Source organism: Streptococcus pseudopneumoniae, assembly GCF_001074975.1.
Classification (GTDB): Bacteria; Bacillota; Bacilli; order Lactobacillales; family Streptococcaceae; genus Streptococcus; species Streptococcus pseudopneumoniae_D.
The window spans coordinates 1-20,659 of sequence record NZ_JUUO01000092.1 but is presented as its reverse complement, the minus strand read 5'-3'; the positions used below and the strand labels follow the sequence as shown (position 1 = coordinate 20,659).

Here is a 20,659-nt window from a genome sequence, read left to right as displayed (position 1 = left end):
GGTTGAACAACAAGTATAACACAGAGGTGTTTTCTTATGCCTATAAGAGCTTTCATTTGACAATAGGAACCCTTGAAGCTGTTTCGTTAGCTAAACCAAGGCTAATCTTAGCCTTGGCTTGCCAGCCTAACAGCATCAAGCCTCTTATCAAATGAAATCGAGGACTAGCTATATGCTAGTTGAAGCATCTAATTTTTAGGAGGGCTGGGTGGCTAAGTTCATTATAGAACTTTCAATTTGCGTAACTTCTCAAAGTAACTTCCACCTCTCTCCCAAAACTGGAAGTTAGTCTCAGACGACGAATTATGCTAGAATTAAGTCTGAGACTTTTCGCTCTTTTTTTCTATTAATTTTAGCTACAAAAGCGATGAAATCAAGCCTGAGTAAAACCGGTGGAACTTAGTTTGGGAATTTAGCCTTTTTTTGCATGACTTCCTAGTGTGTACGAATGTCAAACTCTTTAAACACAATACGTAAGTCACTTAGGACTCTTTGACGACCTCGGAATCGTTCATTTCTTAAGACGCGTTCTAACTCTTCTTGTTTGTCTTTACTTTCTTTGCTTCTATAATCTCTTAGTGTCTCATGAAAGAGATAATAATCATCCAGCCAGAGACCTCCCTCACTTATACGATGGCTAATCTCACCTACTTCTTCATAGGGTTCTTTATCATATCTCCGTTTTTGACTTTCTTGCTTACGAATATAATCTAAAATTCTATTCCGGAATTTAGTTTTGAAGTATTTACGTAAGCGTGGAATATCTTCTACTAATCCTTCTTCTTTACTAATCAACTCATGTAAGCAGATCATACCCTCTTGCTCCCAATCCGATAACTCCCATAAATGAAGGTAGTATTCATTTCTACACTTGTACACAATGCCTTGAACTTCTTCATACAATTCTTTAATCATAATGTTCTCCTTTCTAGATACAGTCTAACAGATTCAGAAACACTTTTGGACCTTTTCTCCCATTCTGTCCCCTTTACCTCCTCAACTGCACAAAAAAGAGAGGATGGGCCTCTCTTGGGGTTAATTTTCATCATTCATTTTTGATTTTACTTCATCATAAGATAGTGCATGTGATTCCTCTTCTGCTGTTTCAGGCATCTTCCCTGTTTCATAAAGAGCTTTAATTTGTGTACTATCCAATGTTTCGTATTTCAATAATGCTTCAGCAATCAATTTGTGAGTTTCACGATTTGACTGAATAATTTCAGCTGCTTTGTTTCGTGCCTCATTTAATAATGAACGAACTTCTTCATCAATTTCATAAGCTGTTTGTTCTGAAATTGATTTTTGAGGACTCTGTGCACCAAACATAGCATGGTTTCCTTCATATTGTACTGGACCAAGTTTTTCACTCATACCGTACTCTGTAACCATTGCACGCGCCATTTGCGTCGCTTGTTCAAAGTCGTTTGAAGCTCCTGTAGTTTGGACATTAAAGATAATTTCTTCAGCTACACGTCCACCCATTAAGCCAGCCAATTGCTCTTTCATATCTTCTTTAGATAGAAGCATTTGATCCTCTTTAGGAAGTGCAATCATGTATCCGCCTGCACGGCCACGTGGTACGATAGTAACTTTATGTACAACACGGGCATTCGACAAGACTAAACCAACAATGGTATGTCCTGCCTCATGGTAGGCAACCAATTCACGTTCTTTTTGTGAAACTGTCTTATCTTTCTTAGAAGGACCAGCAATCACTCTATCTTCTGCTTCATCAATATCTGAGGCATCAATTATCGATTTATTGCGACGAGCAGCAACTAAAGCCGCTTCATTCAAGACATTCTCTAAATCAGCACCAACAAAACCTGGAGTTTGTTGAGCCACTAATTTCAAATCAACATCTTCTGCTAAAGGTTTATTCTTAGCATGAACTTTCAAGATTGCTTCGCGCCCCTTAACATCAGGGCGACCAACCAAGACTTTTCTATCAAAACGTCCTGGACGCAGAAGGGCAGGGTCAAGCACATCTGAACGGTTTGTCGCAGCAATGACGATAATCCCTTCATTTCCCTCAAAACCATCCATCTCAATCAAGAGTTGGTTCAAGGTTTGTTCACGTTCGTCATTACCTCCGCCAAGACCAACTCCACGTTGACGTCCAACAGCATCAATTTCATCTATAAAGATGATAGCTGGTGCTGCTTTTTTGGCATCTTCAAAAAGAGAACGAACACGACTAGCTCCAACTCCGACAAACATTTCTACAAAGTCAGAACCTGAGATACTAAAGAATGGAACACCTGCTTCTCCGGCTACTGCCTTAGCAAGCAAAGTTTTACCTGTTCCTGGAGGTCCCTCCAAAAGAACACCTGCTGGAATACGGGCTCCAAGTTTTGTAAATCGTTTTGGATCTTTTAAGAATTCAACAACTTCAACTAGTTCTTGTTTTTCTTCCTCAGCTCCAGCAACATCTGAAAATCTTACTTTAATATCTTCTTTATTTGCGGCTTTAGCCTTACTACGTCCAAAACTCATTGGGTTACGGCCATTATTTCCTCCCATATTTCCCATCATAGAGAATAGGAAGAAGAAAAGAATACCGAATGGCACAATGGATACAAGAATATTAATCCACATACCACTTGAACTTTCATGTTTAACAGTTACTTCCGCTTTATGGTCAGAAGCAAGTTTTTGCAATTCTGATACTGTAGTGTCTGAAGGAAGAATAATACTTGAAAATTTCTCTACTGTTGTAGCAGAAGGAGAAAAGAACTGAATGCCTGTTGCTTCTTTACTTGTTTTAGGATTTTTATAAACACCTGAAACTTCGATAACACTGCCATTTGGTTGGTAAGTCAATTCTTTTACATTGTCATCGGTAATTTCTTTTACCAATTCTGTATAATTAATTTGCTCACTTTTCCCTGCAACACTACCTGTACTAAAATACTGGTAACTTGTAACTAGGAAAAAAATAAGTAATAACCATAGAAAAGGATTTTTAATTAAACCATTATTTTGTTTTTTCATTAAAAATTGTTCTTTCTAATTTGAATATACTTCTTCTTTCAATACTCCAACATAAGGAAGGTTACGATAATTTTCTTTGTAGTCTAAACCATAACCTACTACAAACTCATTTGGAATAGTAAAGCAGGTATAGTCAGCCTCAATTTCTACAACACGTCCTTCTGGTTTATCCAACAAGGTTGCAATGTTAACAGAAGCTGCTTCTCTTTCAATAAACATATCTCGCAAATTCTTCAAAGTTTGACCTGTATCAATGATGTCCTCTACAAATAGAACATGTCTTCCTTTAATATCTTGAGTTACATCTTGCTTGATATTGATGACACCACTACTTGCTGTTCCACCATGGTAGCTAGAAACCATCATGAAATCCATTTCAATATGTGTATCAATATGTTTGACCAATTCAGCCATAAAAGGAATAGATCCTTTTAAAATCCCAATTAAAATCGGATTTTTTCCTGCATAGTCTTTAGTGAGTTGAGCACCTAATTTTTTAGCAGCTTCTGTAATTTCATCGTGTGAAACAAGGATTTTTTTAATATCGTTTTCTAACATTTTTTTACCTATCTATTTTTTCTATATAAAGTACAGTGTTCATTATATCATTTTTCGTGTTTTTACTCAAATTACTGGTCGCAATTCCCAAAATTGAGACAATTTCACCAAATTGCTCAATAATTAGAGCAGATTTTCGTTTTTCCATAGGGATTTTCAAATCGATAAATAGACGTCTGAGTTTTTTTCTATGCCCATTTTGAATCAAAACATCTCCTGGTTTTCGATGACGAATGTGTATGGATGTTTCCCGTGAAACAGGTACCTGCTGAATTAATTCACCTTCTAAAGGAAGTCCAAAAGAAAATAAATAACCTTGGTAAGATACCTGATTTTGATAGTGTAACACAAGTTCATCTTCCTTTTCATCAGACTGAGGACTGATTTTACAAATCCGAAACTGTTGATACTCTTTTACTAATTCATAACCATTTTTAAGTGGATGACGATACTGGCTTTTAGTTTTTAAAATTTGTCTAACTTCTTCAAACTGAGATTTTGTAATATTCAAATCTGGAAAACGATTCAGATAAATTTGAAGTAAAACTTTTTGTGTTGACTCAGAATAAGAAAATAACTGCTGTAAATCTTCCACATCAATATTGTTAGATAATTCAGCTATGGCTAAGTGATAATCTAAAATTTCATTTCCGATACTTAAGATTGCATTCCTAAATCGAGGATTTTCTTTTTCTAATTCCGGTAAATAAGAGTTTCGAATACGATTTCGAAAATAATGATTTTCCTTATTTGATATATCTTCAAAATAAAAAATTGATGGGAAATCTTTTTTTTGAAAATGCAAGAAGGGACGAATGATTTCTATCTCTCCGACTACTTGCTTCTCCTTAATCCCTGATAGATAGCGCAAACGAGTACCTCGAATCAAACGCATCAAAATCGTTTCCACCTGGTCATCAGCATGGTGGGCAGTGACTAAGGCTGTTGAACCTGTCTTTTTCATGACCTCTTGAAAAAAATCATAACGAAAATTTCGTGCACGCGCTTCTGAAAATTCTCCTGAAAAATTGCTGATATAAATAGGAAGCTCTGCTTCAGCAGCCAACTTCCTTAATTCCTTTTCTTCCCAATCTGATTCTACTCTCTGCTTATGATTCACATGAGCTAAGATTAATTCAATTTCTAGCTCTTTTTTATAGGTAGACAATACCTTAAATAGAAACATAGAATCTAATCCCCCAGAAAGAGCAAGCATCACCTTAGTATGCTTTTTGAAATATCCTTTCTTGAGAAAATGATTTAAAAAATCTTGTTCCCTCATTTTAGAACCTCATAAACATCCTTGGCTATCTGAGAAATCGTATCATAATCAGAATTCTTAGTGAAAATAGAAAGAATAAATGGAGAATCTGCGTAGACAACACCCGTATCATGCTTAAATTCGTCCGCATCCCCAATTTTATGAGCTACATTCACAGAAACACCTTTGGAAATTCGCTGATTATCAAAATCTGTTTTAGTCAAAGACTCTAGCACAAATCCATTTTGATTATAAATTGCTTCCATGACCTTCCCAGCCATTTTAGAAGAAATCAATTTTTCTTTTGAATCCCAATCGTCTCCCATAATAGCAGACATCTTGGATTTGAATGTTGCATCAGATTGATTTGAAATGTAATATCCCAATATATTATGAGCTACATTATCAGATTCTTTTGATACTTTCGTAATTAAATCCTTTAGAGAATACTCTTTATTATCCTCTTTTTTAGGAAGACTACCACTTCCCTCTGGTTTATAAGAACCTGGAAAATCATTAACTGCTGATACGTATTTTACAGTCGTGTCTAACTGATAAAGACCTTCATTTATTTTTTCTTGCGTATAGTAGAGATAAGGGAGTTTCAAAACACTAGCTGCATACATCTTTTCATCTTGATTGATACCAGCTTCTTTTCCAGTAGTCAATTGCTTAACATAAATAGAGAATGAATCCCTCTGATATTTTTCAGTTAACATTTCTTGGACTTTAGTCATCCGATTATCTTCTTCAGAAGTTGATTCTTTGTCTACCCACCCAGCCTGATCAATATGTAGAAATTCTCTTCCTTCTACAAACATTGTCTTGTCGATTGATACCTGAGAATAGGCTGATAAGGATGATTTCACCTCTTTTAAATCATAAGGGCTATTGTACAGTTTAAAATCAGATTCTAACCATACTTTTTTTATTGTAGGAGTTACCTCTGACTGATCGTATAAAAATCGTTTGTCTGCAGCTATAAATTGATGGTTGGATAACTTAAATACTGGAATTCCTTGTTTATTTAAGCGCCACTCGGTTATTTGGAAACTTGTTTTTGGAGTTAACTCTCCAGATTCTACAACTAAATCTTCATTCGCATAGACAGGAACACCTCCATAAACCATGGGAGAATTTAGCTTTTCTCTAAAATAAATACCAAAGTCAGATTGTGAAAGGTAATAAATTTCTTTCGAAGTATAGACGACTTCTTTTTCTGTGCTAACAACTTTTGAAATGGTCAAAAAACTTGGGAGCAACAAAATAATTAAGAATTTACGCATTCTTCCTTTCCTTTTCTTCTTGTAAACGCAATAATTGATTTTTATCAGCTAACTCTTCCAGCTTTTCATCCGATAGACTCAAAAATTGCTCAATTACATCTAATAAATTTTCCATCTTATCACCTTGGGAGCAAGTCAGGAATCGTATAAACTGCTTCCCGATTCTTAGAATAATAATATTTTGCACGCATGTATTTAGCAGCGTAATCTTCATCTTTCAACTTTGTAGCAAAAGCTGTCTCCTTCTCCTTTTCATCACTCAAGGTTTGATACTGAGTTTGCAAGTCTGACAACTGTTGACGTCTTTGGAGTAATTGCTGATAGCTTTGAGCAAGGTTATAAGTTGGTAAAATGAACAACAAAATCATCAAAATCAGAACCCAACCCATGAAACGATTACGTTTTTGTCTTTCCTTCATCAGATAGCGACGACGTTGGTGCTCATTTTGAATAAAAGAATTATTCAATTGTACGATATTTTTAGACATTTTCTTCTACCCGTGTTTCACTGATAATTTCATACATGCCTGCTGCATCTTCTTTTTTTGTACTATCTTTCATCTCTAGTACTTTTACAAGTAGCAACTTATTTCCAAAACGAATTTCAACTTGGTCATTAACTTTCAAATCCGTTGAACTTTTAGCCAATATTCCATTTACCTTGATTCTGCCTTTATCTGCTACTTCTTTTGCGACTGTACGACGCTTGATAATTCTTGATACTTTTAAATATTTGTCTAATCTCATTTTTATTACCTCAACTTATTATTCTACCATTTTTATCTATTTTATAGAAGAAAAATATCAAATGGAATTTTCTTCCTTCGATTCTTTTATTTCTAATAAACTTTCTCCAAAAATCAACAGTCCTTCTAAAATTTCATAATCTTTCTTATTTTGGACATCAAATACAACTTCCATTAATCCCTTATTCTCAGCTATGGCTGCTTTTAAGTTCGTTGCGGATAAAGCTTTAAAATAATCTTGAGCCAAAAACAATCGCTGAGTAACTTTTTCAAATTGTACTGTAATCTTATTATCTTTTCTTTCCACGCGTTGAACAAAGACCTTATCCAAGTATGATTTGACCAAACTAATCTCTAAAAGATAAGCAACTACATCTGGGTACTCTCCAAAACGGTCTATCAACTCCTCTTGTAACTCTTCATAATTGACACGGTTGTCAATTTGACGAATTTTTTTATAAATTTCAATCTTATGTCGTTGGTCGGAAATATATATATCAGGAAGATAAGCATCAATTTGCAAAATCAACTCAGCATTCCCTTTGGTTCTTGTATTAGTGTTAACATTACCGTTTCGTTTAGCAATAGCTTCCTCTAGTAACTGCGAGTACAATTCAAAACCAACAGAATCAATGAAACCAGACTGGGATTTTCCTAGGAGATTTCCTGCTCCACGAATCGAAAGATCTCGCATCGCAATCTTAAATCCAGATCCCAATTCTGTAAATCCTTTAATCGCTTCTAATCTCTTCTCAGAGACTTCACTGATTGATTTTTCTGGACGATACATGAGATAGGCATAAGCAATACGATTACTACGACCAACTCTTCCTCTTAACTGATACAAGGTTGACAAGCCCATATGGTCCGCATTTTCAATAAATAAAGTATTGGCATTTGGAATATCCACCCCTGTCTCAATAATGGTAGTCGTCACCAAAATATCGTATTGTCCTTCAATAAAGTCTAATAGAGTATTTTCCAACTGGATTTCACTCATTTGCCCATGAACATAACCAATCGAAGCCTCTGGAATTAACTCCTGTAATTCTGAAACCTTTTGGTCAATCGTGTCAACTTTGTTGTAAAGATAGTAAACTTGACCTCCACGGTCCATTTCACGCAAGACCGCATCACGAATCACACTATCATTCTTTTCCAAAACATAGGTCTGAACAGGATAGCGATTAGTCGGCGGAGTTTCAATAACAGACAAATCTCTGATTCCCAGCATAGACATATGAAGAGTACGAGGGATTGGCGTAGCAGTCAAGGTTAGGACATCCACTTGTTTTTTCAGTTCTTTCAATGTTTCCTTATGCTTGACACCAAATCGCTGTTCTTCATCAATAATCATCAAGCCCAAATCAGCAAACACAACATCTTTTGACAAAACACGATGCGTTCCAATCAAAATATCGACTTGACCATTTTTCAATTTTTCAAGTGTCTCTGCCTGCTCTTTTTTACTTCTAAAGCGACTTAATACATCAATATTTACTGCAAAATTTTGGAATCGTTCCTTAAAATTTGTATAGTGCTGTTGCGCTAAAACCGTCGTCGGAACTAGAACGACAACCTGTTTGTGATCATTGACTGCCTTAAAGGCTGCACGCATAGCAACTTCAGTCTTTCCAAAACCAACATCCCCAACTAAAAGTCGATCCATTGGCTGAGAAGCCTGCATATCTCTCTTGATTTCCTCAACACTACGAAGTTGATCGTCCGTTTCAACATAAGGGAAGGCATCATCAAAAGCATGTTGATTTTCATCATCAGCTGAAAAAACAAAACCCTTCAACTGACTACGCTCAGAATAAAGTTTGATTAAATCGTCAGCTATATCCTCTACTTGGTTCTTAACTTTTTGCTTGGCTTTTTTGAAATGACCGTCATTTAATTTATTGAGTTTTGGCGCTTTCCCATCACTTGAAATATATTTAGACAGTAACTGAATCTGCTCTACTGGGATGGAAATTTGATCCCCATTTTGATACTGGACACTGACATAATCGCGGTGAATTCCCTTGATTTCAATTGTTTCAATTCCTAGATATTGACCAATTCCATGAATATGATGAACAACGTAATCCCCTTTTTCAAGTTCATTATAATCTTTTAATCGCTCCGCATTCGAAACATGTTGTCTTCGAAAACGGCGTTTCATTTTCTTTTGAAAAATCTCATGTTCAGTAATCAATAAAATCTTTTCATCTACAAAATGAAAACCATGTCTTAGATTACCCTCGATCAAGTTTACAGATTCTTTACAGATACTTGACTTATCTCTGAAATCCAATTTAATCTGGTATTCCTCTAAAACATCCTCCAATGTTTTACTTCCCATTGAATTGCTAGACTGCAGAATAATAGTGTAATCCATTTTTTTGTATCGCTCAATTTCTTCTTTTAGAAAAGAAAATTGATTGAAAAATTCCTGCATAGGATATTGATTAAATTGATAAATTTGGTCAAACTTGAGATTTCCTAAACCCTTTTGCAGATTAGAGAAAAAGGTCACTGGACTTTGTTTTTTATAGATTTTCTCAGTATCCGCAAAATACTGCATCTCAGAAAATGCTTTACCATTCTGTAATTCTTCTGTAAAGTATTGCGCTAATTCCCTTTCAAAGACTTCATACTGATTCATCAATTTTTGATAATCATCAAAGAATATTGGTGTGTCTTTTTCAATATAATCAAATACAGTCCATGTCTTGTCATAACATAAAGATAAAAATTTCCGTGAATCAGAATGCACTTGTTTTTGGTGAAAACTTGAAAGAATTTCTTCTAGGTATGATTTCAAAATAGGTGATAAGGTCTTCGAAATTTGCTTTTCTAAAGCTGACTGACCTCGTTGATAATCCTTTTCTCTCAAAAGCATATCACTAGCTGGAAAGATAATGAGTTCTGTCTTATTTTCTTTCGATAATTGTGTTTCGACTTCAAATGACCTGATACCATCAATTTCATCACCAAAAAACTCAATTCGACAAGGTTCTAACTGAGACATCTCAAAAATATCTAAAATATCTCCTCGAAGACTAAATTCTCCTTGAGTTTGTACTTGCGTAACTTTTCGATAACCTATTTCCTTTAACTGATGGATAAGTGCGTGTTGCTCATATTCTTCACCAACTGATATTTTTACAATACTATCTTTGAATACATTGGGCGACGGTAAAATTAATCGACTTGCTGCGATATTACAAACTAAAATCCCTTTCTTAGATGAATCAGTCAAAAAACGCAAGGCTTCAACCCGTGAAATGATTTTTTCTTGTGAAGACATCAAAAACTCGACCATAGGGGAGTCATCTACCAAAAATGGATAGACAAGTTCCTCACCCAAGATAGAGATAAGATCACTAACAAGTCCTTCTGCTTCTCCATAAGTTGACGTCAACAACACAATCTTATCTTCTTTTTCTATACTGCTTGCAATTGCAAAAGCTTTTGTAGAAGTTGACAAGCCTAACATTAATTGTCTTTTTTTATCTGTCAGATTTTGATGCCATTTTTTGATCTGATCATTTTCTGAGAATAAATCTAATAAGGTCACCATTTATCCATTATACCTCTGCATTGTTTTCTCAAAACTTTTCTCTTGTAAATAATAATTTACAGCGTCGTCAACCTTGTCAATCGACTGTAAAATACCGATATAATCTTCTTGATCAAATTTGCTCAAAACATGATTAACAACTGACATGCCATTTTTGGGTCTTCCAATTCCAATCTTAACACGATTAAAGACCTGAGTCCCTATATGTTGAATAATAGACTTGATACCATTGTGACCACCTGCTGATCCCTTTGCTCTTAAACGAATCTTTCCAACTTCCATGTCAAGATCATCGTAAATGATGAGTAAATCTTCAATATCCAAACCATAATAAGTCAATAAAGCATGAACCGCTTTTCCACTTTCATTCATAAAGATCGTTGGTTTGACAAGATAAATTTTTTCTCCATTTAGGAAAAAGGAGGCTAGGTCAGCTTGAAATATCTTATCGTGTGTAAAAGTGATATTCTGTTTCTTCGCTAGTTGGTCAATCAACATAAAACCAACATTGTGTTTGGTTTCAAAATATTTATCCCCTGGATTGCCCAAGCCTACAAGTAATTTGGTCATTTATTTTTCCTTTCAAAAGCCAAAAGGGTTGGAATTTTTTTCCAACCTAATTGACACTATTCATTAATTTTTTAGACATTAAAGCGGAATTCCATGATATCGCCATCTTGAACGATATATTCTTTTCCTTCTTCACGCAAGCGTCCAGCTTCTTTTACAGCCTTTTCAGATCCGTATTTCACTAGATCCTCATATGACATGGTTACTGCACGAATAAATCCTTTTTCAAAGTCTGAATGGATAATCCCAGCTGCTTGAGGAGCCTTCATACCACGTTTGAAGGTCCAAGCGCGAACTTCTTTTTCACCAGCTGTGAAGTAAGTTCCCAGTCCAAGTAAGTGGTAAGCTGCACGAGTCAACTTATCAACGCCTGATTCTGTCAAACCAATGGCTTCAAGAAACTCTTTTTTATCTTCATCGTCCAATTCAGAAATTTCTTCTTCAGCACGCGCAGAAATAACGACTACTTCAGCATTTTCTGTCACTGCAAATTCACGAATTTGTTTGACATAGTCGATAGAATCTGGATCTGAAACTACATTCTCATCGACATTGGCAACATAGAGCACTGGTTTAGTCGTCAATAAGAAGAGACCTTTAACAACCTTTTGTTCTTCATCTGTAAATTCGATTGTACGAGCTGATTTTCCATCTTCAAGAACAGGTTTAATCTTTTGAAGAACATTAAACTCTGCTACAGATTCTTTATCTTTTTGCGTACGTGCCATCTTTTCTACACGCGCATAACGTTTATTGACTGATTCTAAATCGGCAAGAATCAATTCTAGGTTAATAGTATCAATATCTGCAAGTGGATCCACAAAGGCATCTTCACGTCCTTGCTCGCGCATCACATTTTCATCATCAAAAGCACGAACTACATGAACAATCGCATCTACTTCACGAATATTAGCCAAGAATTTATTCCCTAGCCCTTCTCCTTTTGAAGCTCCTTTTACAATCCCGGCAATATCTGTAAATTCAAATGTTGTTGGAACTGTCTTTTTAGGAGTAATCATTTCAGTCAATTTTTGTAGGCGTTCATCTGGAACTTCCACCATTCCAACGTTTGGATCAATCGTCGCAAATGGGTAGTTTGCTGCCTCTGCTCCTGCTTTTGTAATTGCATTAAATAGTGTTGATTTACCAACATTTGGCAAACCAACGATACCTGCTGTTAAAGCCATATTTTCTTATTCTCCGTTTTCATTTCAATCTCTAATATTATAACACAAAAAGGAAAAACTTGCTAACCCTCTAACTAAGGGTTCTCAGTCAATAATTTTATTCATTTTTCGATCAAAATCATAGCGCCCCATCATGACAACATGGTCACAATTACTACATTTGATTTTGATATCTGCCCCTACACGTGTGATTTCCCAACGATTTGCTTTTTTTCCTGTTGACTTTATTGTGCAAGCATGTGGTTTTTTCATCTCAACAAAATTTCCAACTTGATACATACTATTCTCCTTTTCTTTTTCGATTATATCATAAAAGAGGCGAGATAGGCTCAACCTCTTTAACTTAATTTGTACGAACTGGGGTGATGAGCTGCATGAAGTCCTCGTCAATATCTTCTGGAACAAGAGTAAATGGACGAACAGCTGAGATAAAGCTAATGGTCACCTTTTCGCTATTTAAAGCCTTGAGTGAATCAATCAAGTAGGTTGGGTTGAAACTAATAGTCAAATCTTCACCAGTAACCTGATCAGTATCGATTTCTTCGTTTACTTTACCAACTTCTGGAGAGTGAACATGGGCGCTAACAACCCCATCTTTAATTTCAAGCTTCACAGTACCATTTTGAGTCGCACTTGATAAAAGACGAGCACGTTCCATTGACTGGCGTAAGTTTACCACATCAAAAGTAATAGTAGTGTTAAAATCTGTTGGAATCAAGCGATCTGTATCAGGATAGTTTCCTTCAAGTAGACGAGTATAGAAGCTGATATTTTCACTTCTAAAGAGGATTTGATTGTTGGCAAAGAAAATCTCTACAGTTTCGATATCATCTGTAAATACCGCTGAAAATTCGCGTAGAGAACGGCTAGGAATGACGACATCAAAATCATCACTATTTTTCTCAAGGGTTAATTTTTTCTGGCTTAGACGATGAGAGTCTGTTGCCACTGTTTTTAGCTCTTTGTGTTGACTCAATACAAAATGAACACCTGTTAAAATTGGACGACTCTCTTGTGTACTTGCAGCAAATGCTGTTTCATTGATAATTTTCTTGAGTAATTTTGTTTCAAGAATTAAAGGAGTGCTTGCTGAAATTTCTTGGATTCGTGGATATTGTTCACTATCTTTTCCTTTTAGAGTAATTTCTGATTTGCCACTTGTTAAAACAATTTGATTTTGTTCAATTTCTTTAAAATCAAGAGTTACATCAGGTAGACTAGATACCACATTGATAAAGAAAGAAGCTTCAAGAAGGATTGAACCTAAAGAAGTAATTAACAAACCAGCATCTTCATTTTTTTGAGAAATAAAATTTTCAATTGAAATTTGACCATTTGAACCAATTAAAGTAACACCTTCATTGGTCACGTCAATTTTTACGGTTGATAAAATAGGAATGGCATTTTTAGAACTAATAGCTCTCTTAGTAGTATTTAATGCTTGTAGAAATAAATTTTTATTAATTGAAAAATGAATCATGGATTCTCCTTTATTTATTTTTAGTATTAGAAAGATAATAGTAATAATAGAGTCTGTGAAATCTGTGGAAAACAGACTTTAAACAAGTTCTATCAAGTCTTTTGGATTGTTTAAAAAATGTGGATAAAAAATATAAAAAAACAAAAGTTATCCACAAGCTATTTAATTTTCTTTTTGATTGATTCAATTTCTAAACGTAAATTATCGTCTTCATCAATCAAAGATTTAATTTTGGCATGGGCATGAATGACTGTTGTATGATCTTTTCCACCAAATTCCTTCCCAATTTTTGGAAGACTATTATCTGTTAGTTCTCTAGATAAATACATGGCTACTTGACGGGCTAACACAATATTTTGAAGGCGTCTGCTTCCCTTCATTTCTTTGACACTAACACCATAAAAGTTCCCAACTTCATTTTGGATTTTATCAATTGGGATGACGAGCATCTGGTTAACATCTTGTTTACGTGCTCTAATAGCTTCTGCAGCGATATCGATAGTGATATCCTTGATTTTTTTTACTCGGGCAATTAAAGTGATGTCGTTGATAGCTCCCTCAAGATCTCGAACATTTGAATCAAATTGTCCAGCCAGGTATTCTAGAGTATCACTTTGGAAATTGTAGTCTAAATGTTCCGTTTTACTTTGTAAAATGGCAATGCGTGTTTCAAAGTCAGGAGGTGTGATAGTTTGGGTTAACCCCCAACTAAAGCGCGTGACAAGCCTTTCTTCGAGCCCTTCTAGATGTTTTGGACTACGATCACTGGTTAGGACAATCTGTTTTTGCTTGTCATGAAGGGCGTTAAAGGTATTGAAAAATTCTTCCTGAGTTGCGACTTTTTTTCCGCTGAGTGACTGGATATCATCGATTAACAAAAGATCAAGACTACGATAGGTTTTTTTAAACTTTTCCATTTCCCCAAGTCTTAGGTGATCAAGAAAGTCATTAATAAAGCTTTCAGCAGGTATGTATTTGACACGCGCATTTGGAATATTTTTTAGAATTTCATTTCCAATAGCGTTTAACAGGTGAGTCTTACCAAGCCCAGGTCCTCCATAGATAAAAAGAGGATTATAGGTCAAGGCCAAATCTTCAGAGACAGCCAAAGCGGCTGAGACAGCCCAAACATTTCCATCCCCTTGAATGAAATTATCAAAGGTATACTTTTCTTTTAATCCCGTATCCGAATAAGGAATAGATGCTAACTTTGGACTATAGTCATAAAGAGTTGAATTTATAGCTTCTTCAACTTGTGAGATAGTCGTATCTTGAGGTTTAGTGAAAATATAGTGGGGAGTAATCTCAGCATCATAAATTTCAAATCCAGCTACTACAATAATATCTTTTAGTTGTTTTTCCCAGACCATTTCCATTTCAGATCGTGGTAAAAATATAGTGGCAACATTTTCCTCTACCTTGATGAGTTCAGCTTGAATAGCATAGAAATCATACATGGATCGAGTCAGTCTTTCTTGAGCAAATTCTAATATACGATTCCAAAATTGTTTTTCTTTCAATCCTTTCTCCTCCTTTACTATTTAAAAGTTTAATACTAGAGATATTTTACCATAGATAGCAAGAATTTTCCACAAGCTGTGAAAAATAATCCACAATGTTACCAAGTTTTATCCACAGGTTGGGGATAAAACTTGGTAACATTGATTTTTTAAGCTTTTTATTGAAAAAAATAGTGGATAACCTTGTGAGATAAAAAAATAAAAGAACAGCCTTATTTCAGGCTGTTGATAATTCTACTGTATTCTTCTTGATTGGAAAAAGAAATAATGAGTTTTCCACTATCTTTTTTAGACAGTTTGATTTCTACATCTAATCCGAGTAATTTTTTTAACTGTTCTTCTTCATTTTGTATGAAATGATTCGTTTTTTGCTGTTTCTTTTGTTTTTTCTCTGTCAGAAGAGTTTCTAACTTTCTTACAGAAATGTCTTCCTCTATGATTCGTTGAAAGAAATAGTCTTGTTGTTCCTTATTCAAGCCAACTAAAGAACGTGCATGGGCTTGTGATAGTTTGCCACTTTCTACTTCTGAGAGGATCTGTTCTGGCAAGGAAAGCAAACGAATAGAGTTGCTGATATATGGACGAGACTTGCCCATTTTATCTGCAATTTCAGCATGGGTAAATCCTTTCTCTATGAGAGATTCATAGGCGCGTGCTTCCTCTATTGGATTTAAATTTTCTCTTTGTAAATTTTCAATGATGGACTGAACCATCATTTCTTGGTCTGAAAGTTGTTTAACAACTGCTGGGATAGACCTTAGACCAGCTAAAAGTGAAGCCCGATAGCGTCTCTCTCCTGCAAGGATTTCGTAACCAATTACAGGAGATTGACGAACAATAATCGGTTGAATGATCCCATTTTCTTTAATAGACTGTGCTAGTTCATCTAGTTTTTCTCTATCAAATTCTTTTCGGGGTTGATAGGGATTTTTTTGTATATCAGTGATAGAAATCATTTCAAATTTTTCCATGATTCTACACTAACACATCTTTTCTCTTATGTAAAGCTTTCTTTACATAGATGTCAATTAAGATTCTAAATCACCTGAACTCTTGTCAAGTTTAATAGATGTAGTTTCTTCTTTACCGTTACGATAGTAAGTTATCTTAATGGTGTCTCCGATAGAATGATTGTAAAGAGCACTTTGTAAGTCTGTTGATGAAGTAATCTCTTTGTCATCTACTTTTGTAATAACATCGTATTTTTCAAGGTGACCATTGGCAGGCATATTACTTTGTATAGAACGAACAACTACACCAGATGTTACATTGCTTGGAATATTCAGTCTTCTAATATCACTTGTATTAATATTTGAGAGATTGACCATTTGGATGCCCAAAGCTGGACGAGTCACTTTTCCGTTCTTTTCTAACTGTTCAATAATATTGATAGCATCATTTGCAGGAATTGCGAAACCAAGGCCTTCTACAGATGTGCCTCCATTTGTGGCAATTTTACTTGAGGTAATTCCGATAACTTGTCCTTGAATATTGATTAGTGGGCCACCAGAGTTACCTGGGTTAATAGCAGTATCAGTTTGGATGGCTTTTGTAGAAATGGCTTGTCCATCTTCAGATTTTAAAGACACATTTCGATTGAGACTAGATACGATACCTTGAGTGACAGTATTAGCATATTCAGAACCTAACGGGCTACCGATGGCAATAGCAGTTTCTCCTACGGTTAACTGACTAGAATCACCAAACTCAGCTACAGTTGTCACTTTTTCTGAAGAGATTTTGACGACAGCAATATCAGAGAAAGTATCAGCTCCGACAATTTCTCCAGATACTTTAGTTCCATCTGACAATCGAATATCTACTTTGCTGGCGCCATTTATAACGTGATTGTTGGTGACGATGTAAGCTTCTTTGTCATTCTTTTTATAAATAACCCCAGATCCTTCACTAGAGATTTGCTGAGAATCTGTGTTAGTATCATCATTGCCAAATACGCTATTTTGTCTGTTTGCTGAATAGGTAATAACGGATACAACAGCATCTTTTACTTTGTTAACAGCCTGTGTTGTTGAATTTTCGTTCTTATAGGCAGTCTGTGTAATAGTACTATTGTTGTTAGAGGTACTTACACTACTTTTCTGAGTTAGTTGGTTTATTGAAAAGCTACCCAAGGCTCCACTAATAAAGCTAATGACGATAACGACTACTAATTGAAACCATTTTTTGTAAAATGTTTTTAGATGTTTCATATTTGCCTCCATATGTTTGAAATTACTGAAAGTATAAACTGACTAGCTTAATTATAACTTAAAAACAAAAGTTTTTCACAGATTGTGGATAACTTTCAAAAATCTGTGGTTTTCTCGGCTAAAATTAACCTTTTATTTTGTGAATAAGATGTGAAAAAATAGAGAATATGTTAGAATAGAGTCATGAAAATTAAAGTTGTAACAGTTGGGAAACTGAAAGAAAAGTATTTAAAAGATGGTATCGCAGAGTATTCAAAACGAATTTCTCGATTTGCTAAGATTGAAATGATTGAGCTGGCAGATGAAAAAACACCAGATAAGGCTAGTGAGTCAGAAAATCAAAAGATTTTAGAAATAGAAGGTCAGAGAATTTTATCAAAAGTTGGTGACCGTGATTTTGTTATTGTGTTAGCCATTGAGGGGAAAATACTTTCCTCAGAAGAATTTAGTAAGCAGTTAGAAGAAGCGTCTATAAAAGGATTTTCTACTCTTACCTTTATTATTGGAGGGAGTCTGGGGTTAGCACAGGATGTAAAAAAGAGAGCCAATCTTTCTGTCAGTTTTGGTCGTTTAACCTTGCCTCATCAGTTAATGAGACTAGTTCTTGTTGAACAAATCTATCGGGCTTTTACAATACAGCAGGGCTCTCCCTATCATAAATAGAAAATTGACTTTTAATTGAATTTTTGGTAAAATGATTGTGTTAGGTCTCATAGCTCAGCTGGATAGAGCATTCGCCTTCTAAGCGAACGGTCGCAGGTTCGAATCCTGCTGGGATCAATATAGTAGCAAAGCTGGGAATTTTCCCGGCTTTTTTCTTAAAAAAGTACACTTGGGGAGAAAAAAATGACAGTTGAGAGAATTTTATCTAAAACGAAATTCCATTTTGTATAATAGTTTTTGTAAGTTAGCTTACAAAAAAAAAAAATTTTAGGAGATTTTATTATGAAAAACACAGTTAAATTGGAACAGTTTGTAGCCTTGAAGGAAAAAGACTTGCAGGAGATTCAAGGTGGGGAAAGTAGGGTTTCAGACATCCTCCTTGATCTTCTTTTCCAAAGAAAAAAGTAATGAAATAAGGGGAAAGAGTAATGAATTTACTTGGATTTGGGACAGTTATTGTTCATTTTTTAATTATTAGTCACAGTTACCGTTTAATTTGTAAAGGTCAAATAAATAGAAAAGAACTATACGTTTTTGGTGCTTATACATTACTAGTAGAAGTAGTACTTGAACTTTCCTTTTATCTTCTAAATTTAGATGGGTTAGGGACTGCAACGTTTTTATTTCCTTTGGGTTTATATTCCTATTTTCGATGGATTAAACAGTATGAGAGGGATAGAGGACTATTCCTAAGTTTACTACTATCTCTTTTATATGAGAGCACTCATAACTTTCTGTCCGTAACTTTCTCCTCTATAACAGGAGACAATTTTGTTTCACAATATCATGCCCCATTCTTTTTCGTTGTAACGGTGTTGACTTATGTTGTTATCTTAAAAATCATTCGCTATTTCCATTTGGAACTAAACTATTTTGATAAGGACTACCTTTATCCTTTCTTGAAAAAAGTATTTTTTGCTTTACTATTGCTACATATTGTATCTTTCGTTTCAGATATGGTAAGTACGATTAAACATTTGAATAGTTTTGGAAGTATTTTATCATCTATCGTCTTTATCTCTTTACTTTTGACCTTCTTTGCAATGAATTCGCATAAAGTTCAAATGGAGAAAGAGATTGCTTTGAAGCAGAAGAAATTTGAACAGAAACATTTACAAAACTATACAGATGAAATTGTTGGACTGTATAATGAAATCCGTGGATTTCGACATGATTATGCTGGAATGCTTGTTAGTATGCAGATGGCAATTGACAGTGGTAATTTACAGGAAATTGACAGAGTTTACAATGAAGTTTTGGTCAAAGCTAATCACAAACTGCGTTCAGATAAGTATACTTACTTTGATTTGAATAACATAGAAGATTCAGCTTTACGAAGTTTGGTTGCTCAGTCCATTGTCTATGCTCGAAATAATGGTGTAGAGTTTACACTGGAAGTAAAAGATACGATTACCAAGCTCCCAATTGAACTATTGGATTTGGTTCGTATCATGAGCGTTTTATTGAACAATGCTGTCGAAGGATCGGCTGATAGCTATAAAAAGCAGATGGAAGTAGCAGTTATTAAGATGGAAACTGAAACAGTTATTGTGATTCAGAATTCATGTAAAATGACGATGACTCCTTCAGGAGATTTATTTGCTTTAGGATTCTCCACTAAGGGAAGAAATCGCGGAGTAGGATTAAATAATGTGAAAGAACTACTAGATAAGTACAACAATATTATTTTAGAAACAGAGATGGAAGGCAGTACATTTAGACAAATTATTAGATTTAAGAGGGAATTTGAATGAAAGTTTTAATTTTAGAAGATGTTATTGAACATCAAGTGAGACTAGAGAGAATATTGGATGAAATTTCGAAAGAATCGAATATTCCAATATCATACAAGACAACGGGAAAAGTCCGTGAATTTGAAGAATACATTGAAAATGATGAAGTAAATCAGCTTTATTTCCTAGATATCGATATTCATGGAATTGAGAAAAAGGGATTTGAAGTGGCTCAGCTCATTCGTCATTACAATCCTTACGCTATTATCGTCTTTATCACCAGTAGATCAGAGTTTGCGACTTTGACCTATAAATATCAGGTATCAGCCCTAGATTTTGTTGATAAGGATATCAATGATGAGATGTTTAAGAAGAGAATTGAGCAAAACATCTTCTACACGAAGAGTATGTTACTTGAAAATGAAGATGTTGTAGATTATTTTGATTATAATTACAAGGGAAATGATTTAAAAATTCCTTACCATGATATTTTGTATATTGAGACAACAGGAGTCTCTCATAAATTGCGTATTATTGGTAAGAATTTTGCAAAAGAGTTTTACGGTACCATGACAGATATTCAAGAAAAGGACAAACATACTCAGAGATTTTATTGCTCTCATAAATCTTTCCTTGTCAATGTAGGGAACATTAGAGAAATTGATAGAAAGAATTTAGAAATTGTCTTCTATGAAGATCATCGCTGTCCGATTTCAAGATTAAAAATTAGAAAATTGAAAGATATTCTAGAGAAAAAATCTCAAAAGTAATTGACAATTAGTAAGAAATTGATATAATGGTTATATCTGCTACAGATAGAAGGTCCGTTGGTCAAGGGGTTAAGACACCGCCTTTTCACGGCGGTAACACGGGTTCGAATCCC

20 protein-coding genes and 1 tRNA gene are annotated in these 20,659 nt (G+C 34.8%); 5 read left to right on the top strand and 16 right to left on the bottom strand.

The annotated features are described in order from the left end of the window. Positions 1-435 precede the first annotated feature (435 nt). The 16 genes from ADI86_RS05180 to ADI86_RS05105 all read right to left on the bottom strand — a co-directional run bounded on the left by ADI86_RS05180 (position 436) and on the right by ADI86_RS05105 (position 17,380). Positions 436-915, bottom strand: coding sequence for a sigma-70 family RNA polymerase sigma factor (locus tag ADI86_RS05180; RefSeq protein ID WP_049532055.1), 480 nt, complete (start codon positions 913-915; stop codon positions 436-438). Between the two features lie 120 nt (positions 916-1,035). Further along, positions 1,036-2,994 (bottom strand): ATP-dependent zinc metalloprotease FtsH, encoded by a 1,959-nt coding sequence (gene ftsH, locus ADI86_RS05175; protein ID WP_049532054.1) that lies wholly within the window; start codon positions 2,992-2,994, stop codon positions 1,036-1,038. A 15-nt stretch (positions 2,995-3,009) separates the two neighbouring features. Then, positions 3,010-3,552 carry a hypoxanthine phosphoribosyltransferase gene (hpt, locus tag ADI86_RS05170; protein WP_000892170.1) on the bottom strand — a complete coding sequence of 181 codons (543 nt, stop codon included), beginning with the start codon at positions 3,550-3,552 and terminating at the stop codon, positions 3,010-3,012. 4 nt (positions 3,553-3,556) lie between these two features. Further along, positions 3,557-4,834, bottom strand: coding sequence for a tRNA lysidine(34) synthetase TilS (gene tilS / locus ADI86_RS05165; RefSeq protein ID WP_049532053.1), 1,278 nt, complete (start codon positions 4,832-4,834; stop codon positions 3,557-3,559). After that, positions 4,831-6,099, bottom strand: coding sequence for a serine hydrolase (locus ADI86_RS05160; protein ID WP_049532052.1), 1,269 nt, complete (start codon positions 6,097-6,099; stop codon positions 4,831-4,833). The genes tilS and ADI86_RS05160 overlap by 4 nt, the downstream gene beginning before the upstream one ends. Continuing rightward, the gene (locus tag ADI86_RS12440) at positions 6,092-6,214 is read right to left on the bottom strand and encodes an SP_0009 family protein (protein ID WP_000429334.1); all 123 of its coding nucleotides are present in this window, start codon (positions 6,212-6,214) and stop codon (positions 6,092-6,094) included. The genes ADI86_RS05160 and ADI86_RS12440 overlap by 8 nt, the downstream gene beginning before the upstream one ends. Positions 6,215-6,218: 4 nt before the next feature. Then, the gene (locus ADI86_RS05150; protein ID WP_049532051.1) at positions 6,219-6,587 is read right to left on the bottom strand and encodes a septum formation initiator family protein; all 369 of its coding nucleotides are present in this window, start codon (positions 6,585-6,587) and stop codon (positions 6,219-6,221) included. Further along, complete coding sequence (locus tag ADI86_RS05145; RefSeq protein ID WP_001234978.1) at positions 6,580-6,846, bottom strand: RNA-binding S4 domain-containing protein; 267 nt, start codon at positions 6,844-6,846, stop codon at positions 6,580-6,582. Before ADI86_RS05145 ends, ADI86_RS05150 begins: the two co-directional genes overlap by 8 nt. Positions 6,847-6,903: 57 nt before the next feature. Continuing rightward, positions 6,904-10,413: a transcription-repair coupling factor gene (mfd, locus tag ADI86_RS05140; protein ID WP_049532050.1), complete on the bottom strand. Its 3,510-nt coding sequence runs from the start codon at positions 10,411-10,413 to the stop codon at positions 6,904-6,906. Then, the gene (gene pth / locus ADI86_RS05135) at positions 10,414-10,983 is read right to left on the bottom strand and encodes an aminoacyl-tRNA hydrolase (RefSeq protein WP_049532049.1); all 570 of its coding nucleotides are present in this window, start codon (positions 10,981-10,983) and stop codon (positions 10,414-10,416) included. Between the two features lie 71 nt (positions 10,984-11,054). Continuing rightward, positions 11,055-12,170 (bottom strand): redox-regulated ATPase YchF, encoded by a 1,116-nt coding sequence (gene ychF / locus ADI86_RS05130; RefSeq protein WP_049532048.1) that lies wholly within the window; start codon positions 12,168-12,170, stop codon positions 11,055-11,057. Positions 12,171-12,254: 84 nt separating this feature from the next. Next, positions 12,255-12,449, bottom strand: a complete 195-nt coding sequence (locus ADI86_RS05125; RefSeq protein ID WP_000285186.1) for a DUF951 domain-containing protein — start codon at positions 12,447-12,449, stop codon at positions 12,255-12,257. A 64-nt stretch (positions 12,450-12,513) separates the two neighbouring features. Continuing rightward, positions 12,514-13,650 carry a DNA polymerase III subunit beta gene (gene dnaN / locus ADI86_RS05120; protein WP_049532047.1) on the bottom strand — a complete coding sequence of 379 codons (1,137 nt, stop codon included), beginning with the start codon at positions 13,648-13,650 and terminating at the stop codon, positions 12,514-12,516. A gap of 158 nt (positions 13,651-13,808) precedes the next feature. Next, positions 13,809-15,170 carry a chromosomal replication initiator protein DnaA gene (gene dnaA, locus ADI86_RS05115; RefSeq protein ID WP_049532046.1) on the bottom strand — a complete coding sequence of 454 codons (1,362 nt, stop codon included), beginning with the start codon at positions 15,168-15,170 and terminating at the stop codon, positions 13,809-13,811. 212 nt (positions 15,171-15,382) lie between these two features. Continuing rightward, entirely contained in the window at positions 15,383-16,141 is a 759-nt protein-coding gene (locus ADI86_RS05110; RefSeq protein ID WP_049532045.1) for a ParB/RepB/Spo0J family partition protein, read from the bottom strand. A gap of 57 nt (positions 16,142-16,198) precedes the next feature. After that, positions 16,199-17,380, bottom strand: a complete 1,182-nt coding sequence (locus ADI86_RS05105) for a S1C family serine protease (protein WP_049532044.1) — start codon at positions 17,378-17,380, stop codon at positions 16,199-16,201. Positions 17,381-17,563: 183 nt separating this feature from the next. On the opposite strand from ADI86_RS05105, the gene rlmH reads away from it, so the two are divergent. The 5 genes from rlmH to comE all read left to right on the top strand — a co-directional run bounded on the left by rlmH (position 17,564) and on the right by comE (position 20,546). Then, complete coding sequence (gene rlmH, locus ADI86_RS05100; protein ID WP_049532043.1) at positions 17,564-18,043, top strand: 23S rRNA (pseudouridine(1915)-N(3))-methyltransferase RlmH; 480 nt, start codon at positions 17,564-17,566, stop codon at positions 18,041-18,043. 43 nt (positions 18,044-18,086) lie between these two features. Beyond that, positions 18,087-18,160, top strand: a tRNA-Arg gene (locus ADI86_RS05095). A gap of 165 nt (positions 18,161-18,325) precedes the next feature. Beyond that, positions 18,326-18,451, top strand: coding sequence for a competence-stimulating peptide ComC (comC, locus tag ADI86_RS05090; protein WP_049532042.1), 126 nt, complete (start codon positions 18,326-18,328; stop codon positions 18,449-18,451). Between the two features lie 20 nt (positions 18,452-18,471). Further along, positions 18,472-19,797: a competence system sensor histidine kinase ComD gene (gene comD, locus ADI86_RS05085; protein ID WP_049532041.1), complete on the top strand. Its 1,326-nt coding sequence runs from the start codon at positions 18,472-18,474 to the stop codon at positions 19,795-19,797. Beyond that, the gene (comE, locus tag ADI86_RS05080) at positions 19,794-20,546 is read left to right on the top strand and encodes a competence system response regulator transcription factor ComE (RefSeq protein ID WP_049532040.1); all 753 of its coding nucleotides are present in this window, start codon (positions 19,794-19,796) and stop codon (positions 20,544-20,546) included. Before comD ends, comE begins: the two co-directional genes overlap by 4 nt. Positions 20,547-20,659 lie beyond the last annotated feature (113 nt).